The 18304-nt window shown below is 71.6% G+C and carries 14 protein-coding genes and 1 pseudogene; 9 read left to right on the top strand and 6 right to left on the bottom strand.

Annotated elements, in window-relative coordinates:
* Nucleotides 1–107: 107 nt before the first annotated feature.
* Nucleotides 108–542 (bottom strand): transposase, encoded by a 435-nt coding sequence (locus ACIQ7Q_RS34530; protein ID WP_403871307.1) that lies wholly within the window; start codon nt 540–542, stop codon nt 108–110.
* A 61-nt stretch (nt 543–603) separates the two neighbouring features.
* Between ACIQ7Q_RS34530 and ACIQ7Q_RS34525 the strand changes: the two genes are divergently transcribed.
* Complete coding sequence (locus ACIQ7Q_RS34525) at nt 604–1005, top strand: hypothetical protein (protein ID WP_403871306.1); 402 nt, start codon at nt 604–606, stop codon at nt 1003–1005.
* Between the two features lie 88 nt (nt 1006–1093).
* Here ACIQ7Q_RS34525 and ACIQ7Q_RS34520 read toward each other — a convergent pair whose 3' ends face one another.
* Nucleotides 1094–1915, bottom strand: coding sequence for a tyrosinase family protein (locus ACIQ7Q_RS34520; protein ID WP_403871303.1), 822 nt, complete (start codon nt 1913–1915; stop codon nt 1094–1096).
* Between the two features lie 24 nt (nt 1916–1939).
* Complete coding sequence (locus tag ACIQ7Q_RS34515) at nt 1940–2341, bottom strand: tyrosinase cofactor (RefSeq protein WP_403871300.1); 402 nt, start codon at nt 2339–2341, stop codon at nt 1940–1942.
* Between the two features lie 593 nt (nt 2342–2934).
* Between ACIQ7Q_RS34515 and ACIQ7Q_RS34510 the strand changes: the two genes are divergently transcribed.
* Nucleotides 2935–3363 (top strand): subtilase-type protease inhibitor, encoded by a 429-nt coding sequence (locus tag ACIQ7Q_RS34510; protein ID WP_403871297.1) that lies wholly within the window; start codon nt 2935–2937, stop codon nt 3361–3363.
* A gap of 203 nt (nt 3364–3566) precedes the next feature.
* On the opposite strand, the pseudogene ACIQ7Q_RS34505 reads toward ACIQ7Q_RS34510, so the two are convergent.
* Nucleotides 3567–4220: pseudogene (locus ACIQ7Q_RS34505) on the bottom strand (glycoside hydrolase family 48 protein); the annotation flags it as partial.
* 143 nt (nt 4221–4363) lie between these two features.
* Between ACIQ7Q_RS34505 and ACIQ7Q_RS34500 the strand changes: the two are divergent.
* From ACIQ7Q_RS34500 to ACIQ7Q_RS34470, 7 genes are all read left to right on the top strand, one after another.
* Complete coding sequence (locus tag ACIQ7Q_RS34500; RefSeq protein ID WP_403871295.1) at nt 4364–4594, top strand: hypothetical protein; 231 nt, start codon at nt 4364–4366, stop codon at nt 4592–4594.
* Between the two features lie 1279 nt (nt 4595–5873).
* The gene (locus ACIQ7Q_RS34495; RefSeq protein WP_403871292.1) at nt 5874–7412 is read left to right on the top strand and encodes a DUF4331 domain-containing protein; all 1539 of its coding nucleotides are present in this window, start codon (nt 5874–5876) and stop codon (nt 7410–7412) included.
* Between the two features lie 106 nt (nt 7413–7518).
* Nucleotides 7519–8928 carry a tetratricopeptide repeat protein gene (locus ACIQ7Q_RS34490; protein ID WP_403871289.1) on the top strand — a complete coding sequence of 470 codons (1410 nt, stop codon included), beginning with the start codon at nt 7519–7521 and terminating at the stop codon, nt 8926–8928.
* Nucleotides 8925–10775, top strand: a complete 1851-nt coding sequence (locus ACIQ7Q_RS34485) for a nickel transporter (RefSeq protein WP_403871286.1) — start codon at nt 8925–8927, stop codon at nt 10773–10775. The genes ACIQ7Q_RS34490 and ACIQ7Q_RS34485 overlap by 4 nt, the downstream gene beginning before the upstream one ends.
* 365 nt (nt 10776–11140) lie before the next feature.
* Nucleotides 11141–11569: a subtilase-type protease inhibitor gene (locus tag ACIQ7Q_RS34480; protein WP_403871283.1), complete on the top strand. Its 429-nt coding sequence runs from the start codon at nt 11141–11143 to the stop codon at nt 11567–11569.
* A gap of 219 nt (nt 11570–11788) precedes the next feature.
* Complete coding sequence (locus tag ACIQ7Q_RS34475) at nt 11789–12415, top strand: class I SAM-dependent methyltransferase (RefSeq protein WP_403871281.1); 627 nt, start codon at nt 11789–11791, stop codon at nt 12413–12415.
* Nucleotides 12416–12696: 281 nt separating this feature from the next.
* Nucleotides 12697–15090, top strand: a complete 2394-nt coding sequence (locus tag ACIQ7Q_RS34470; protein ID WP_403871278.1) for an ABC transporter substrate-binding protein — start codon at nt 12697–12699, stop codon at nt 15088–15090.
* A gap of 467 nt (nt 15091–15557) precedes the next feature.
* Here ACIQ7Q_RS34470 and ACIQ7Q_RS34465 read toward each other — a convergent pair whose 3' ends face one another.
* A complete protein-coding gene (locus ACIQ7Q_RS34465; RefSeq protein ID WP_403871276.1) occupies nt 15558–17345 on the bottom strand; it encodes a choline/carnitine O-acyltransferase in 1788 nt (595 codons plus the stop codon).
* Nucleotides 17346–17405: 60 nt separating this feature from the next.
* Nucleotides 17406–18218: a class I SAM-dependent methyltransferase gene (locus ACIQ7Q_RS34460; protein ID WP_403871273.1), complete on the bottom strand. Its 813-nt coding sequence runs from the start codon at nt 18216–18218 to the stop codon at nt 17406–17408.
* Between the last annotated feature and the right edge of the window lie 86 nt (nt 18219–18304).

Below are 18304 nucleotides of genomic sequence, written 5' to 3'. Positions count from 1 at the left end.
CCAGCCCACGATCGGACATCAGCAAGCTCCCCACCCATGAACTGACCAACGACCGACCTGCCCAACCGTCACGGAAAACACCGTTGCAGTACTAGGAGTAGGTCACCTCATAGCCACTCGTTGATGGCTGCAATGAGGACGGTCGCCTCGTAGCGGACCGCGAGCTTGTCGTATCGCGTGGCGACGGCCCGGTGGCGCTTGAGACGGTTGATGCCGCGCTCGACGGCGTGCCGAGCCTTGTAGTCCTCGGCATCGAACTTGGGCGGTCGGCCGCCGCGCGTGCCGAGCTTCTTGCGGTTTCGGGCCTGGTCGGCCTTGTCCGGGATGGTGCAGCGGATGCCTTGTTGGCGCAGGTAGGCACGGTTCTTGCGGGACGCGTACGCCTTGTCGGCGCGGACCCGGTCGGGCCGGGTGCGTGGGCGCCCCGAACCCCGGCGGGCGACGCGGACCTTGTTCAGGACGGGCTCGAACTGCGGGGAGTCGCCGCGCTGCCCGCCGGTGATCACGATGGACATGGGCTTCTGCCCCTGCTCGGTGGCCAGGTGGAGTTTGGTGGTCAGGCCGCCGCGGGAGCGTCCGAGGCCGGCGACGTCCGCCTTTCAGATGGCCCGGCTGTTCACCTTCCTGGCCGCCGGTCCCGGAGCGGCAGGCGCTCCGGGTGTCGACCCGGGCCAGGCCCCCGACCCTGAGAACACGCCGCTTGTCGACGCGGCCTCCGACGAGGCCATGCTCAAGCGTCTGTTCAACGCAGTGGACGTGTCCCGGCTGCACCTGTTCCTCAACCGCGACACCTCGGTGCAGTTCGCCACCTTCCAGTCGAAGATCGGTCTGGGGCCGGTGAACAGCGGCACCATGGTGGCCTCGGAAGCGGCGATCATCAAGGAGGCGTCGGCCGGCCGACGCTTTGTCGCGGTCTTCCAGAACCGGACCTTCGTCAACGACTCCTCGATCGTCCCAGTCTCACAGGTCATCGACGCGACCATCGCCAACTTCCTCTTCCCCTGATACACACAAGTGTGTCGAGGACCCGGGCGGCGAGGCTTCCACAAGCGCTCATCCACCGCACCACACAGGACACCGTGTTGACACCCCTCTATGCGTCGAATGTGTAGAACTGTGTGTGGTCCAACATGTCGCGTGGTGTGACGTCGTTCCAGGGGCGCATGGTGGAGTTCAGATCCACCACGTTCTCGGTCGGGGTGTCGGGCAGATATCGCGATGCCGGATGCCGTGTCTGCCAGTCCGCCCACAGTTTGTCTATGAAGGCGTGATGCAGCCAGAACACCGGATCGTTCGGGGACGCGCCCGTCGCCATGTGGCCGCCCACCCAGACATGCACCCTGTTGTGCAGATTGACGCCGCGCCAGCCCTCGAGGAGGTTGCGAAAACCCCGCGAGGTGCTGTTCCAAGGCGGTGTGTCGTACGTCTCAACGGCCAGAACCGCCTCGATGTCCTCGGGCCTGGGCAATGCCCTTCCTCCGCCACCCAACGCGCGCCGCAGGAAGGGGCGGGTGTCCACTCGGGTGTCGATCGACCAGTTTCCGGCCAGGCTCGCGAACGGGCCGGTCGTCACCTGGCCGTCGCGGCTGCGTCCGTCACCGCCCAGGAAGTCCGTGGCCCACAGGGAAGAGCCGGGCGTATCGTCCGTGCTCCAGTCCCAGTAGGGCAGTGTCACGGAGGGGATGATCCGTTGAAGTTCCCGCTCGAATTCGAGCAGGAACTTCCGGTGCCAGGGCAGAAAGGACGGGGAGCGGTGCCCCACTCGTTCACCCTGATCCGTATCGCTCATGATGAATTCGTTGTGGGTGCGCACGAATTCGTCATAGCGCCCGCCGCCTTTGAGCTCGAGGACCGCGTCGACGAACTCGCGCTTCTCGGTCGAGGTGAGTGTGGACTGGTTCTTTCGCACGGCCATGTCAGGCGCTCCTTTCCGGGACGGTCACAGGTGTGCCGTGCTGGGGACGAGGTCGGCGCCGGCCAGATTGTCGACCGCTGACCGTGCCAGGGCGTGCGGAGTCGCGAAAACCTCGTAGTGGTCGATGAGACTGACCCACGTCCCGTCTCCGTTCTGCATGACGTGGAGATCGGTTCCGTCTATCAGAACTTGGTAGCCGCTCTCGGTCCCGTGATGCCCGTGATCGGTCGGTCGGCCTTGGATGTGCCTGCCCTTGTACGTTTCGTCGAACGGCTTGCCGGCCGTGGGGGTCCGGGCGGGGCTGTCCTGCCCCGCTCGGTTCGCCCGATGGGATCCTTCGCCGTACACAGAAGCGGTTGTTCCGGCGACGGCCAGCGCCGCGAGTGCCGCAGTTCCACCTCGAAGAAATCGACGACGAGTACGCATGCGTTCCCTCTCTCCCAATACGGGCGGTCTTTCCGCGTAGTTGACGGGTCAGATCCGACTGCCCCGGATCCCACCAACGTTGCCGAAAGATTTGTCACGGGCCACGGATCGGCGGATATCCGGCCAACAGTTGCATGAAGAATCAACTGCGCGCGAAGCAGATCGTCCTGTCGGCATGGACGGCAGGGCGTCCCGGCAGAAGATTCATGCGCCGTTCACCGGTTGCTGTGGAAGATTTTTCAGCGGCCCGAGGGTGCTCGACTCTCCCAGTGGCGTGACAGATTGACGGAAAGGCACGACCAGCGGATTTCTGTGCCGCTTCAACCAACCTTTCTCCGGCATCGGCCGGAAAGGTGCCATCTCGGTCGAGAAGCCACGGCTCATTAACGGCCGTAAGGCCGCCCGGCTCGGTGACGGCTCACGCAGACGAACTGCCGCTAAACACGCACCGTCACAAACTCCGTAGCGCCAGGCTCGCCCTTTCAGGCCAGGTTCTCCAATTCCCGATGTCCGAAGTGAGGGGCGTCGATGCGATGTTCCCGCGGCTCCTGAGCAACGCTGAAAGTTCCGTAGTCGAGAAGAAGGAGACTCTGATGCGTCGCTCCGCAACCAAGATCACCTGCGTCGCCGGTGTGGTCGCCGGCGTCCTCGCTCTGACAGCCGGCTCTGCCGCAGCCGGCACGCCCCACAGCCTGTACCCGCCCTCCGCAATGGTGCTCACCGTCGGCCAGGGCGAGAGCGCGGCGACAGCGACCGTCGAACGGGCGGTCACCCTCACCTGCAACCCGACCGCCGGCGGCTCCCACCCCGACGCCGAGGCCGCATGCGCGGACCTGGAACGCGCTCATGGACAGCCCGCGCTCACCCTGAACGACGACTCGGATCGCGCTTGCCCGCAGATCTACGCTCCCGTCACCCTCACAGCTGACGGCGTGTGGGAGGGCCGCCGGGTCTCGTACGAGCGGACCTTCCCCAACAGCTGCGTGGCGGACTCCCGAGTCACGAATCTGTTCAACATCTGACCCTGGCATCGGCAACGCCCAGGACGCCGGGAGGGTGGTCCGACCCGAGGGGGGCCGGACCACCCTCCCGCACGACGGAGCCGGGCGGCATCATGCTGGATGCCGCCCGGCTCCGCCTGCAATGACTGGTCGGTTCAGTGTCTGGCCGGTGGCGACGCGCTCATCGGCGACCGGTCGACGGGCGGGCGCTCACCGGTGGCCCGTCACTCGAGCAGCTCCGCGTACGCACCCATGGCGAGGGCGATGTCCGCCTGCGCCCAGAAGCGGTGGTACGTGAACTCCGGCGCGGCGCCGCCCGCCAGGTAGCTCTCGATCTTCTACCAGGCAGGGTCGTCCTGGTAGAAGGAACACAGCGACGCGAACGTCGACGACGAGTTGACCGTGTCGCCGTTCGGCATCGTGCCCGTCCAGCCGCTGGGCACGTACACCGGGTCGTCGAACCGGCTGTAGTCGGTACGCGTCTCGGGCACCGCGATGCCGAGCGCGTCCTGGTGGTGGTCCCACATCCCGTCGAGCAGCGCCTTGGCCACGGACTTGGCCTCCGCGTCACCCGGCCGTGCGGCGTAGTACGTCAGCACCTTGGCGTACGCGCCGGCCACACCCACGTCCTGGGTGTAGTCGGCCACCGTCACGTGCAGACCGGCGTTGGCGCCCGGGTTCGCCGCGTTCCACGTGTCGGGCTTGCCGGACCACTGGAGCGTGGACGGGATCCGGAACCTGCCGTCGGGGTTGCCGGTCGTCTCGGAGAGCGCCCAGTCGACCCACTTGCCGAGCACCTCCTTCCCCTGCGCGTAACCCGTCTGCTGGTAGGACTCGGCGACCCGCTCCATGGACCACGCCTGGAAGCCGAACCACTGCCATCCTTCGCGTTCGGCCTCGGCCACGCGGGCGAGGAGGTTGTCTCGGATCTCGACGAGCCTGTCACGCTGAGCGGGGTCGGGCCAGAGCATCGGGCAGCGGACGCAGGCGTGCTCATGGGGGGTGCCGAACGCGCGGCCGCATGCACCACCTCAAGGTCGACCAGGGCCGCGCCCGGGCAGATGCCTACGACGCTCACCACCATCGGCTCGAGGAGGCGCTCGATGCGACGGTCTGCCGGTACGCGGCCGCCACGGTGGACGCGGTGACCGCCCTGCTCCAGGGCACCGACCCGGTGACCGCGATCAGCGCCCGACTCGACGGGCCAGTGCCCGCACTGCCCCCGTACACACCACGGGGATCACCTCAGTAGACCTCGAGGCCGGGCGACTGCACGGGCAGTGCCTGCGCAAGCCCGGCCGCACGGCGGCCACCACACGCAAGGGACAGCCGAAGGCCGCCACCGGCGTGATGTCCGATGCGGTGCCCGACGAGGCACCGGCCGCGGTGGCGTCCGGAGCGGCCGCGACGGCGGCGCCGAGCAGAGCGAAGGCGCCCAGGGCGCCGGGCAGCAGCGTCCGGAGTTTCGATCGCACCATGAGGTGAGTACTCCTTGTTGGTCGTCCCACGGGGGCAGAACAACGGGTGGGGGGCTCGGCAGGGGTCTGGGCCGTCGCCCCCGCCGCCGCATCGTGCGCGGGCTCCGGAATGCTGTCAGCCGCGGTTTCCGGGTGGCAACACCACCTGCCGGGCGCCGCAATGATCCGGCCGCCTGGGAGGCGGCACGCGCCCTGATGCCCGTTGCGTGCGTCGCGTCGGGCGAAAAGGCCGGTCGTGGAGGCCCCGGGTGCCCCATAGGTCCGAAACGCCGTGGTGTCGGGCTCGTTGGCGGAGTGTGCGTGATCTGCTGGGGACTGGCGGACCTGGTCGCCGGACGCGCAGGAAGCCGTACGGTTGCCGGCGGTGTCCGCGCCGGTGGAGGGCGGGGACCGGTCGGAGGCTGCCGCCCTGTTCAGGGTGCCGGCCCCAGCCGTGGCGACCGGTGGGCGGCGAGGTGACGGCCGGGTGCCCGGGACGCGCTGCTGTCCCGTCCACGGGGCGCGGCGCGCCGGGGAGCATCAGATTGTGCCGGACCCCGTGGGCGGCCGAGCAGATTCAGTGCCCCTGACGGACGCAGCTCCGCAGCCCTCGCCGGCGACGTAGCCGTTCCGCGCACGCGGGCCCGCCCAACACGACGGCTTGGAACGGAACTGCGTAGTCCGGATGGCCACTTCGCATGGCCTTACCTCATACCTCGACCCGGACGCCGCGCACGCCACCCGGCCCCGTCGCCGCAAAGGCGCCGGGCCTCCCCCACGCCAGGACCACCGCGGGCCTTCCGCCGCTCTCCGCGCTCGCGACCGCCGAGGCGGACCTTCTGCCGTCCGTGTGCAATCCGACACACCGTCTCCTCACAGCCTGCGCCCGCCCTCTCGCACAGGACCCGACCTGCGCGGATGCCCGACCCGACGGTCACCGCGGCGATGTTGCCCCCACCCGTGCGGGACGCAACGCGCGGAAGTAGTGGCGATCAACACCGAGCAGAACGGCGGTCGCGTACGTACTGGACGTACAACCCGCCCGGACGTGAAGTTGGACGAAGGACGAACGCAATGACGCCAATCAGCTGGGGCCGACGGCCTCGACCGACCCGCAGGAGCGTTGCCCTGGTCACCTGCGGGGCGCTGGCCGCGGCCGGGCTGTCGACCGCCGGTGCGGCGATGCTCGAGCCACAGACCGCGACGGCATCGAGCCACCGGGAGGCCCCGTTGATATCGGGGCAGCCGCAGTTCGACAACACGGACGTGTACGCCTTCGTCAGCCCGGACCATCCCGACACCACCACGATCGTGGCGAACTGGCTGCCGTTCCAGGAACCTGCGGGCGGCCCGAACTTCTTCCCGTTCGCCGCGGACGCCCGCTACAGCATCCACGTCGACAGCGACGGTGACGCACAGGACGACCTGCTGTACCGGTACACGTTCAAGGACCACCGGAAGAACGAGAACACCTTCCTGCACAACACGGGTGCCGTGGAGAGCCTGGAGGACCCCGACCTCAACTTCACCCAGACCTACGACATCGAACTCCTGCGGCTGGAGCACGGCAAGGAGGTCTCCTCGCACCAACTCGCCAAGGACCTGCCGACAGCCCCCGCGAACGTCGGCAAGGCGTCCATGCCCGACTACCAGAAGCTGCGCGACCAGGCCGTCCACCAGATCGCGGGCGGGCTGAAGAGCTTCGCAGGCCAGGCCGACGACCCGTTCTTCCTCGACCTGCGCGTCTTCGACCTGTTGTACGGCGGCGACCTGTCGGAGGTCGGCAACGACACGCTCCGCGGATACAACGTCAACACCATCGCCCTGCAGGTGCCGAACGCCTTCCTGCGAGAGTCCGAGTCCCAGCCGGTCGTCGGCATCTACTCCACGACGGAGCGCCAGAACGCCGAAGGGCACTGGACCCAGGTGTCGCGGCTCGGCATGCCGCTGGTCAACGAGGTCGTCAACCCGGTCAAGGACAAGGACAAGTTCAACGCCTCCTCACCCGAAAACGACGGCGACTTCCTGAAGAACGTCACCGAGCCCGAGCTGCCGAAACTCATCGAGGCCCTCTACAAGATCAAGGCTCCCGCCGAGCCGCGCCAGGACCTCGTCTCGGTGTTCCTCACCGGCGTCAAGGACCTCAACCAGCCGCCCGGCGGCACACCGTCCGAGATGCTGCGGCTGAACACGGCGGTCAAGCCGACGGGCGAGCCGAAGCGCCTGGGCGTACTGGAAGGCGACAACGCGGGTTTCCCCAACGGGCGGCGCCTGACGGACGACGTACTCGACATCGCGCTCCAGGCCGTCGAGGGCGAACTCGTCGGTTCCGAGAACGACCTGGGCGACGCGGTGGACGCCAATGACAAGGCGTTCGGCCACGCCTTCCCCTACGTCGCCCTGCCCGCCTCCGGGTCGGACACCCGGACAGCCGCCGGCACCGGGACGAAGAGCGCCACCGGCCTGACGGGCGGAGCCTCCGGTCTCACCGGATCGTGGAACGACAGCACCGTGCTGGCCGCGGGAGGCGCCGCAGCCCTGCTGGTGGCCGTGCTCGGAGCCTTCTGGCTGCGTTCGCGCCGCCGCACCGCGAGCCGCTCCTGGCTCGGCTGACCCGACGGGACACAGCACCCCGAACGGCCCGGCGGCACCCTCCACCCCCCACGGCGGCGCCGCCGGGCCCCCTCCCGCCACGACCGGACCGAGGAAGTCGACACACATGCCCGTACGGAAGCTTCTGCTCACGCGAGGACGTGAGCGGGGGACCGGCCCGCACCTGCGGACCGCCGCCGCCGCTGCGGCCGTGGCCCTGGGACTCACCGCCGCCTCGGTGGTCCTCGGCCCGGGCGCCGACTTTGGCCGCCCGGCACGGAACGCACCCGCGCTCGCCGCGGGAGCCCCCCTGGAACGGCTGCCGGCGGACGACCTCGGACGGGGAACGGCTGCCCTGCAACAACACCTCGACGCACAGCCCAAGGACGCCGCCGGGTGGGCGACGCTCGGCGTCGCGTACGTCGAACAGGCAAGGACCAGCGGCGATCCGACGCGCTACCCGAAGGCCGAGAAGGCGTTCACGCGTTCACTCGCGCTGCGTCCCGCCGCCGAAAACGATGCCGCGCTCGCGGGACAGGCCGTGCTGGCCGCCGCCCGGCACGACTTCGCATCCGCGCTGGACCTCGCGGACCGTGCCCTGCGGGTGAACGAGTACAGCGAGCGGGCACTCGCCGGCCGGGTCGACGCGCTCGTCGAACTCGGGCGGTACGACGAGGCGTACCGGGCCGTGCGGCTCGCCGACCGCCGCCGTCCCGGCATCCCGGTCTTCACGCGCTACGCGTACGTGCTCGAACTGCGCGGCGACACGGAAGGAGCCAGGCGTGTGCTGACGCGGGCCCTGAGGTCCGCGACGGCCGCGGCGGACCGGGCGTACGTCGCCACCGCGCTCGGCCAACTGGACTTCAGCCGGGGCCGGTACCGGCAGGCCCTCGACCACTTCGCCGTGGCACTGCGCGCCGATCCGCAGCACGTGCCGGCCCAGGAGGGGCTCGGGCGCACCCATGCCGCACAAGGGCAGGAGCGCAAGGCGCTGAAAGCTCTCGAGGAGGCCGCCCGGCGCCAGCCGCTGCCGGGGCGGGTGGCGGCACTGGGGGAGCTGCACGAGGCGGCCGGGGACCGGGCCGAGGCCGCTCGGCAGTACGAACTGGCCGGCACCTGGATGCGGCTGGCGGACGCCAACGGTGTCGCCGGCGACCTGGAGTCGGCCCTCGTCGCCGCCGACCACGGAGATCCCGCCGAGGCACTGGCCTCGGCGCGCGCCGAGTGGAAACGCCGCGAGACCGTGCACACCGCTGACGCGCTCGGATGGGCACTCCACGTCAACGGCCGGCACCGGGAGGCCCTCGTCTACGCGAAGAAGGCGACGGCGCCCTCGCCCGGATACCGCGACGCGTCGTTCCTCTACCACCTGGGCATGATCGAACGCGCCCTCGGTGACGGCACACAGGCCGCGCGCCATCTGCGCGCGGCACTCGATCTGAACCCCGGCTTCTCGCCCCTCGGGGCGCGCCGGGCCGAAGCCGCGCTGAAGACCCTGCCGGACCCGGCGGGCCCGAGCGGGCGGAGCGCGTCATGAGGTGCCGCGCCGCCGCCGGCGTCCTGGCCGTGCTCATGGCGGGCACCGCGCTCGCGCTGGGGCCCGCCGGGGCAGCCGTCGCGCACCCCCTCGGGAACTTCACGGTGAGCCAGTACGACGGCATCGTCGTCTCGCCGGGCCGGTTGCGCGTGGACCATGTGGAGGATCTGGCGGAGATCCCCGCCGCGCAGGAACTGCCCCGCATCGACACCGACCGCAACGGCCGTCCGGCCGAGGCCGAACTGTCGGCGTGGGCCCGCACGCGATGCGACACGGCGGCGCGCGGAGCACGGCTCGTCGTCGGTGGGGAAGAGCGGACGACCGTCACGGCCGGCCGGGCGCGCGCCGAGGAGCGTCCCGGGCAGGCCGGACTGAAGACACTGCGTGTGACCTGTGAGCTGACGGCACCGCTGGCACCCGGCGAGGACCTCCGCATCGCCTACCGGCCCGCGGACTCGTCGACCGTGGGAGGCTGGCGGGAAATCACCGGGCGCGGTGACGGAATGACCCTCCACGGCTCGGACGTGCCGCAGCAGTCCGTGTCGCGTCGGCTGACCGCCTACCCCGACGACCTCCTCTCCTCGCCGCCCGAGCACACGCAGACCGCCTTCACGGTCCGGCCCGGCGGGCCGGCCCTCGCCGACGGCGGCGGGGCGGACAGGAACGGATCACCGGTGGCGGGCGTGCTGCCGCGTGGCGCGGACCGCTGGGCCGAGGCCCTGACCGGACTGGTGGCCCGTCACGAACTGACCGTCGGCTTCGCGGCGTTCGCACTCGCCGCGGCCCTGTGCCTCGGCGCCCTGCACGCGCTGGCACCGGGCCACGGCAAGACGATGATGGCTGCCGCCGCCACGGCCTGCGGCCGGACCTCGCTGCGTGATGTGTTCACGCTCGGCGCGTCGGTGACCCTCACACACACGCTGGGCGTCTTCGCCCTGGGGGCGCTGATCACCGTGGGCTCGGCGGCCGCGCCCACGGTGGTCTCCTGGCTGACGGTGGCGAGCGGCGGGCTGGTGGCCGCCGCGGGACTCCTGCTCGTCCGCAGGGCATGGCGACGGCGCCGCGCACCACACGGCCACGGGCACGATCACGGGCACGGGCACGACTACGGGCACGGCCACGGCCACGATGGTGACTGCGGGCGTGCTGGTGGTGGTCCTGCGCAGGCCGCCGGGTGTACGGACGAGCCCGCCGCGGAGCGGGTGCCGGCACTGGCCGCGGCCGGGGTCGGACACGGCGCTGCGGGGAGCCCGCCCGCCGCGGCGCCCGTACCCGCAGGCCCCGGCCACCACCACGACGGCGATCGTGGCCGGCGCCAGCCCCGCCGTCGCGAGCACGACGAGCAGGAGGGGCACCAACGGCGCCGTGGCGGCGACGCACCCGGCCACCCCCACCCTCACGGCCACCCCCACCACGGTCACGACCACGCGCACGGTCACGACCATGGCCCCCACCACGCGCACGGTCACCACCACGACCACACGTACGGGCACTCGCATGTCCCTCCCGCTCCCGGCCTGCGTGGGGTGGTCCTGATGGGTCTCGCAGGCGGACTGGTTCCGAGCCCCTCGGCGGTCGTCGTTCTGGTGGGGGCGGCCGCACTCGGCCAGGCATGGTTCGGGTTCCTGCTGGTCATCGCCTACGGTGCCGGACTCGCGCTCACGCTGGCGGCAGCCGGGTTCGCGGTGGTCCGCCTGCGTGAGACCACCATGCGCAGGCTGGCACTGCGACCGCAGGGCAGGCTCTTCTCGCTGGTCGGCCGAACCGCACCGATGGTCTCGGCCGTCGTCGTCCTGACGTTGGGGTGCGGACTGCTGCTCAGGGGTGTTGCCACGGCCCTCGGCTGAGAGCCTGTCGGGCCGTCGACCCGTCGACCCGACTCCCGGCGGTGGCGTGCCGGCCTGACGCAAAGACCCGACCCGGCAGGTTTTCCTGCCGCTTCAGCCGGCCTTCCCCCGTAACGGCCCGAAAGGTGCGAACTCGGTCGAGAAGTCACGGCTCATCAACGGCGGTAAGACGCCCGGCTCGGCGACAGCTCACGCGGACGAACTGCCGCTAAACCCGCACCGCTGCACACTCCACCGCGCCGGGATCGCGCTTTCGGGCCAGTTTCCCCCGTATCCGATGGCCGAAGCGAGGGGCGTCGATGTGATGCCCCGGCGGCTTCTGAGCAACGCTGCAAGCTCCGCAGTCGAGAAGAACGGAGACTCTGATGCGTCGTTCTGCCACCAAGATCATCTGCCCCGCGGGCATGGTCGTCGGCGTCCTCGCTCCGACAGCCGGCACTGCCGCGGCCGCCACGCCCCACAGCCTGTACGCGCCCTCCGCGATGGTGCTCACCATCGGTCGGGGCGAGAGCGCGGCGACAGCGACCGTCGAACGGGCGGTCACCCTCACCTGCAACCCGACCGCCGGCGGGACCCATCCGAATGCCGAGGCCGCATGCGCGGACCTGGAACGCGCCCAAGGCCGGCCCGCGCTCACCCTGAACGACGACCCGGACCGCGTCTGCCCGCACATCTACGCTCCCGTCACCCTCACAGCCGACGGCGTGTGGGAGGGCAACCGGGTCTCCTACGAGCAGACGTTCCCGAACAGCTGCGTGGCCGACTCCCGCGTCACGACTCTGCTCGACTTCTGAGACCTGCCACCGGCAACACCCGTACGCCAGGAGCCCGGTCCGGCCCCAGGAGGGCCGGACCCGCCGGGACTTCGTGCTGGTGCCGAGGGGCCCGGTCCTCCGGGCGTGCGGGGCCCGCCGTACCTTTCCGGTACCGCGAGGTGCACACTTACGGCCGCACCTAGGGTGAGGGCACCGTCCTCGCCTGCCGGGCGAGGCTGACCGGAAGGCACTTCGAACATGACTGGGCAACGCGAGCGTTGGGCGGACCTGACCGGCGGACAGGCCGGAGAGGAGTACGCCCGGCGTTTCGCGCAGCTCGCCGCATCAGGTCACGACATCCACGGCGAGGCCGCCTTCTGCGCCGCGTTGCTGAAGCCCGCCGCCCGGATTCTCGACGCCGGCTGCGGCACCGGTCGGATCGCGATCCGACTCGCGGAGCTGGGCCACCACTGCACCGGCGTGGACATCGACCCCTCGATGCTCGCCGTAGCCCGCCGAGACGCCCCCACGCAGGAATGGCTCCTGGGCGACCTGGCCCGTCTGGACACCCTCGGCCTGCCTCAGGGCTTCGACCTGGTGCTCGCCGCCGGAAACGTCATCCCCCTGCTGGCCCCCGGCACCGAACCGGCTGTGGTCCGGCAACTGGCCGCCGCACTGCGCCCCGGCGGTCTGCTGGTCACCGGCATGGGACTGGACGCAGCCCACCTGCCGCTGCCCGAACCTCCGGTGACCCTGACCGAGTTCGACCACTGGTGCGAGCGGGCCGGACTGGCCTTGCGCCGGCGCTACGCCACCTGGAGCGGCGCTCCCTACCACCACGGCTGCGGCTACGCCGTCAGCGTCCACGCCCGCCCCGCCCCGTGAGTGCGCGCCGTCTCCGCGACGACCGGCCCGGGGGCACGCGCCCGAGCGATCCGACGCCTCGGCCGTCCGCACCACGCGACGGGCGGCAGGGCGCCGCCACATCCGCCTGACCCGCCGCCGGGCCCACCCCCCTGACGGAGTACGGGGAACGTCCCCCCGGGGGGCTGAGGAGAGGGGCCGGGGCCGGCGGCCCGGCGGCCTGGGACGGCGGGAAAGGCAGCCGCCCGGGGCAGGCTACGCTCCCGTCACCTGATCGGCTCAGCAGGACCTGGAGTGTGCGCGTGACCGAGCAGCATCCTGAACTCGTCGCAGGCCGGTACCAGCTGGTCGAACGCATCGGCCAGGGCGGTATGGGCCGGGTCTGGCGTGGCGTCGACCAGCAGCTCTTCGGACGCGAGGTCGCCGTCAAGGAGATCCTCTTCCCGCCGGGCATGGACGACGGCGACCGCGCCGAGCTGGTCCGGCGGTTCACCGGCGAGGCCCGCGCAGCGGTCACGCTCAGCCACCCCGGGATCATCACCGTCCATGACGTCGTGGAGCACCGCGGCGCCCCCGTCATCGTCATGGAGCTGATCCGCGGGCAGTCCCTGGCCGCCGCCATCCGCAGCCGGGGCCGGCTGCCCGTGCAGCGGGTGGCCGAGATCGGCGCTGCCATGCTCGACGCGCTGGCCGAGGCACACGGAGCGCGGATCATCCATCGCGACATCAAGCCGGACAACGTGCTCCTGACCAAGGACCGCGTCGTCCTCACCGACTTCGGCATCGCCCACCTCGCGGACGCCACGACCAGGCTGAGTCACACCGGGACCGTCATCGGCACGCCGCAGTACATGCCGCCGGAGCAGCTGGAGGGCAAGCGGCCGACCCCCGCCAACGACCTGTGGGCACTCGGCGCCACCCTCTACCACGCCGTCGAGGGACACCCGCCGTTCGACGCGGACGGGCTCCACGCCCTGGCCGTGGCCGTGTTCACCCGCCCGCACCGGCCGCCGGCCCACGCCGGCCCGCTGGCGCCCGTGCTGGACGCGCTCCTCACCAAGGACCCGGCGCGGCGCGCGGGCGCCGGGGAAGCGGCCGAGATGCTGGCGTCGGTGCTGCGGTCGTCCCCGCCCCGGACCGACGCGTCCGCCGGGCACGAGCCGGGGCCCGCGCCCGCGCCCGACCCGGGGACGGCCCCCGTACCGGAACCGGACGCGGCGGCGGAGCACGCTTCCGCTTCGACGGCGCCGGAGCGGGCACCGTCGACGACGCCGCCACACCAGACCCCCACGGCCCCGGACTCCGGGGCCGCCGGCACCCCGCGGCGCCCCGTGCCCCCGGCCGAGGATCCGCCCGTGCCCCCGTCCGAGGAGCCGGCCGCGGTCACGCTCGGGGCGACGGCCAAGACACGGCGCGGCGAGCGACCCTCCGCCCGGCGGCCGGCCTTCACCTGGCGCTCCCCGCTCCTGGGCGCGGCGCTGGCCACGCTCGTCACGGGCTCGGTCCTGACCTGGACCCTCATCCGTGACGACGGCGCACGCCCCGGCGGGGCGGTCGGCTCCGGCTCGGGGGCCTCGTCCGTCACGGTGGTGATCGGGGTGGACGCACCGCTCAGCGGCGGGCTGTCCTCGATGGGCGTCGGTATCAGGAACTCCGCCGATCTGGCGGTCAGGACCGCCAACGAAACCCGGCACGTCCCCGGCGTACGCTTCGAGATCAAGGCCCTGGACGACGGCGCCGACCCCGCCAGGGGAGGGCCCAACGCCGCCCGGTTCGTGTCCGACGAGAAGGTGCTGGGGGTTGTCGGACCCCTCAACTCCGGTGTCGCCCGCACCCTGGTGGCACCGCTCGCGCGGGCGGACGTGGTCAACGTGTCACCCGGCAACACCGACCCCGTGCTGACGATGGGCCCCGACTGGGCCGCGGGCACCACGTCCCGCCCGTACTCCACCTACTTCCGCACCATCGCCACGGACGTCGACCAGGGGCCGTTCGCCGCCCGGTACCTGCACGGCGAGGCGAAGAAGACCAAGCTCTACGTGATCGACGACGCGAGCGCCCACGGCACCGCCCTCACCACCGGTTTCACGGCCGCATTCACGAAGCTCGGCGGGACGGTCGTCGGTACGGAGCAGGTCGATCCCGCGGAACGTGCCTTTGCCGGCCTCGCCGAGAGGGTGCGGACCTCGGGCGCCGACGCCGTCTACTTCGGCGGCTACCACGACACCGCGGCACCGCTCTCCCAGCAGCTCAAGCAGGCCGGGGTGAACATCCCCCTGGTGGGGGGCGACGGCATCTTCGACCAGCAGTACCTCACGGCGAACCCCAAGGCCGAGGGCGACCTCGCGACCCACATCGGCGTCCCCGCACAGGAGTCGGCGGCCGGGCGGGACTTCCTGGCCCGGTACCGGAAGGCGGGCTACCCGGAGGCGGCCGGCTGGTACGGCCCCTACGCCTACGACGCGACCTGGACCCTCATCGAGGCGGTGAAGGCCGTCGTGAGGGCCAACGACGGCACCCTCCCGCGCAACGCCCGGGCGAAACTGCCGCAGGCCGTGGCGCGGCTGGACTTCGACGGTGTCACCGGCCCCGTCGCCTTCGACGGCGCCGGCGACACGGTCACCCGCCGCCTGACGGTGTACACGGTCCATGACGGCAGCTGGGCGACGGTGATGAGCGGACCCGCCCCCCGCTGACGCCCGCCGGGGCGCCGCGTCCCGGAAGCACTCCGGTCCTGGGCGCCGCGCCTTCCCCGTGATCTCCCGCGCCCCTGACCGTAACCTCCCGCTGCGCCCGGCTGCGCCCGGCTGCGCCCGGCTGCGCCCGGCTCCGGCCGGTGCGGCCGGTGCGGCCGGTGCGGCCGGTCCCGGGCGCCCGGGTCTCGTCGTCCTGCCGCCCAAGCGTCTTCGTACCGACGCCTGCGGCGGACGAGGGGCGTGACAGCCGTGCGCCGGAGCGGCGAACCGGGGACCAAGACAAGGGCCGCACGAGCGGCCGTGGGCGCTCGGCAAGAAGGAGCCCGATGGCCCGGCAGGTCCGCGCGGCCCTGACGAGCGAGCCGCTCACGGCGGGCCCGCGGACGCCGGGCTGCGCCGCTCACGGCGGGGCCACCGCGCGCCGGGCTGCCACCCGGCGCGCGGTGGCAGCCCCCTTTGCCTGCCGGTCAGGCCGCCAGCAGCTCCCGCAGTTCGCCGACCGCCTCCCGCAGGCGGTCCGCGAACACCCGCATCTGGTCGGCCACCCCCCGCGGTGTGCTCAGATAGAGGTTGAACCGCTCCGGCAGCAGCACGTACGCGACGCCGATACACCGCTCACTCGTCGCCCCGAAGCCGAAGTACTGGATGTTGTCGGACGGTGCGGAGCTGGTACTCAGGTAGTCGTCCCGCATCGTCAGCCACCCCGGAGTGCGGTACAGCGCGGGCTGCTCGGTCACCCCCAGCTCGGCCCCGCGCCGTCGCTGGATCAGTTCCAGTTCCCACAGGTGCTGCTCGGGTGCCTCTCCGCGCTGGCATTCCTTCGCGCGCGTCACATGCTGGTGGGCGGCCGCCCGGAACGCGGTGCGCCGCGTGGCGGCGTCAGCCGCCGGGTCGGTCGCAGCCGCGACGAACTCGCGCATCTCGGGGGTGACGACACGCATCGCCTCGGTCCGCCCGCGCCGGTACTGGCGGGTGGCGATCGACTCGTACGTAGCGCCCAGGTGTCCCTTGGCGCGCTGGTGGGCGAGCTGATAGGCGACCTGGACGAACGCGTCGGGCGAGACGCCCAGGGCCTTGGCCGTACTGCTGCCGAAGTCGTCGAAGGACACGATGCGGGTGGCGGTGTCGTCTCCGTACGCCGCGAACGCGTCAGCGGCCGAGCGCACTTGGGCCCGCAGGGTGTCGTCAAGTTCGAAGACGACCGGCTCCAGCGCCGGCAGCCCCTGGGAGCGGGCGCCGGACCGGCGGGAGTGCTCCTCGGCCGGGGTGGTCAGCAGGGCGTCGGTGAAGTGGAGGACGGTGGTGCCGTCCAGCTCGCAGTGCTCCACGTTGATGCCCGCGCGGCCGTCGGCGAAGACGACGAAGGACACCGCCTTGTCGAACCAGCGGTTGCCGCGGTCGCCGTAGAGCAGTTGGTCGCAGGCATCCTGGGTGTCCGCGGGGGCGAAGTCCTCCAGGCAGACGCAGAACAGGGCGGTCTCGACGTCGTCGAGCGCGTCCGCGTTGCGGGGGTGGCAGGCGAGCAGCGCCCGGCGGGCCGCCGCCCACTGAGCGCGGGCCATGGTGGTGAGATGGCCCACCGAGGTGTCCGCGGGGGCCGGTTCGGCGCCGGCCTTCATCACCGCGTGCAGACCTGCCTCGAGGTCTTCGAGGCTGTGCGGGACGCCGTCCGGGCCGAGCACGTCCAGGCGGAACATGCCTCCCCGGAAGAACACCACGATGTGCCGGGCCGAGGACGGGCCCGGCCACTGGTCGGTGTAGGGGCTGCGCACGGTGTCCTGTTCCGCGCCGGGGATACGGGTCGCGGAGAACAGGTACTTGTTCTGCTCCATCGACTGGGGCTGCCCGCGCTGCACCACCGGCGCAATCAGCTCCCGGTCGAGCTGCCGCTTGTAGTCGACGGCCCCCGCGATGAGCCCGGCGGCGCGCTCCACCTGTGGCCGGCCGGTGTCCTTGAACAGGAAGAAGAAGTTGGCGTTGAGCGCGATCCGGTCCCGGCGGCCCAGGTAGCGGTACGGCCAGAAGGTGTCGAGCCAGCTGTGTACGCCCTGTGCCGCGTCGTACTCCTCCAGCGCCGCGTGCAGCACCCGGCCCTGGCCGCCCGGCCGGAGGAAGGCGGCCACCTCGGCCTCCGTCGCCGCCAGCTCCTCGGCGGTGAGCAGCGGCGCGCACCAGGCGAGGAACCTCTCGCAGCTCGCCTCGAGTGTGGGCAGCGGCACGCGCGGCAGGCCGGCCTCCTGGGAGAAGGTCGTCATGGCAGGCATGTCCTGACTGGTGTTCAATTCTGCTCTCGATTCGATTGGTTGGACCGGTGGCTACCCGTCGGCGGGCCGGGAGAGGTAGAGCTGCGCGTACAGCCAGCCTTCCGCCTCCAGGCCCCGCGCATTCACCCTGGCGGCCGACATCCTGTCCAGCACGAGCGCCTGCTCCTGGGAAGAGGCGAACCTGCGCTGTCTGAACAGCCCTTCGGCACGGACGGTCCGGTACCCCAGCTCGGCCAGCGCGCGCTCGACGGGATCGAAGGGGAACATCCGCAGGACGAAGTGCGCCATCCAGGGCCGGCGGGCGCCCTGTGCCCGGACGACCCGGGTGAGCGTGCGCTCCGTGACGTAGCCGAGGCAGCCCGTCGAGATCACCAGGTCCGTCCCGGCGAACTGGGCGCGCTGGCGCGGTGTGGGCTCGCGCTCCTCCAGGTCGGCGTGGACCGCGTCGTCCAGGAACCCGGCGTCGAGCGCGTAGGACAGCGCGCTGCCGGAGGTGTCGAGGCCGACGAAGCGGACGGGCCGCGCGGGGCGGCGCGAGCGGGCCAGCTCCCGGTCGTGGGCCAGCAGGGCTTCGCGGCTCTCTCCCGCACGCTCCCGGCCGGCGTAGCGCGCGTACAGCTCGTCCATGGTCGCGTCGTACTTCAGCAGGGCGGCGTTGATTCCGTAGGAGCAGCCGATGTCCAGCACCGTGGGGACCTCGACGTGCTGCGAGTCGCGGTACTCCTTGATGAGTTTCGCGAAGTAGGGCTTGGCCTGCTGGGGAATGCAGTAGCCGAGCGGGTGCAGCACGCCGAAATAGCTGCGCGGATCGGGCTGGGTGTAGATGTGGTCGAGCGAGACTTTCCCGGTCGCGTCGAAACGCACAGGGTCTACTCCTCCATTGGTCGCTTGGTGGGGATCGCAGCGCGGGGGCCGCGGAGCGGTGGTCGCGGAGCGGGATCGGGGCAGGG

This window comes from Streptomyces sp. NPDC096176, from assembly GCF_044763255.1.
GTDB lineage: Bacteria > Actinomycetota > Actinomycetes > Streptomycetales > Streptomycetaceae > Streptomyces.
This window is presented reverse-complemented; position numbering and strand designations above follow the sequence as displayed.

Coding starts and splice junctions, on each gene's coding strand:
- ACIQ7Q_RS34480 (WP_403871283.1), top strand. CDS start 11,141: ATGCGTCGTTCTGCCACCAAGATCATCTGCCCCGCGGGCATGGTCGTC.
- ACIQ7Q_RS34520 (WP_403871303.1), bottom strand. CDS start 1,915: ATGGCCGTGCGAAAGAACCAGTCCACACTCACCTCGACCGAGAAGCGC.
- ACIQ7Q_RS34490 (WP_403871289.1), top strand. CDS start 7,519: ATGCCCGTACGGAAGCTTCTGCTCACGCGAGGACGTGAGCGGGGGACC.
- ACIQ7Q_RS34465 (WP_403871276.1), bottom strand. CDS start 17,345: ATGACGACCTTCTCCCAGGAGGCCGGCCTGCCGCGCGTGCCGCTGCCC.
- ACIQ7Q_RS34515 (WP_403871300.1), bottom strand. CDS start 2,341: ATGCGTACTCGTCGTCGATTTCTTCGAGGTGGAACTGCGGCACTCGCG.
- ACIQ7Q_RS34495 (WP_403871292.1), top strand. CDS start 5,874: ATGACGCCAATCAGCTGGGGCCGACGGCCTCGACCGACCCGCAGGAGC.
- ACIQ7Q_RS34500 (WP_403871295.1), top strand. CDS start 4,364: ATGCACCACCTCAAGGTCGACCAGGGCCGCGCCCGGGCAGATGCCTAC.
- ACIQ7Q_RS34475 (WP_403871281.1), top strand. CDS start 11,789: ATGACTGGGCAACGCGAGCGTTGGGCGGACCTGACCGGCGGACAGGCC.
- ACIQ7Q_RS34510 (WP_403871297.1), top strand. CDS start 2,935: ATGCGTCGCTCCGCAACCAAGATCACCTGCGTCGCCGGTGTGGTCGCC.
- ACIQ7Q_RS34525 (WP_403871306.1), top strand. CDS start 604: ATGGCCCGGCTGTTCACCTTCCTGGCCGCCGGTCCCGGAGCGGCAGGC.
- ACIQ7Q_RS34485 (WP_403871286.1), top strand. CDS start 8,925: ATGAGGTGCCGCGCCGCCGCCGGCGTCCTGGCCGTGCTCATGGCGGGC.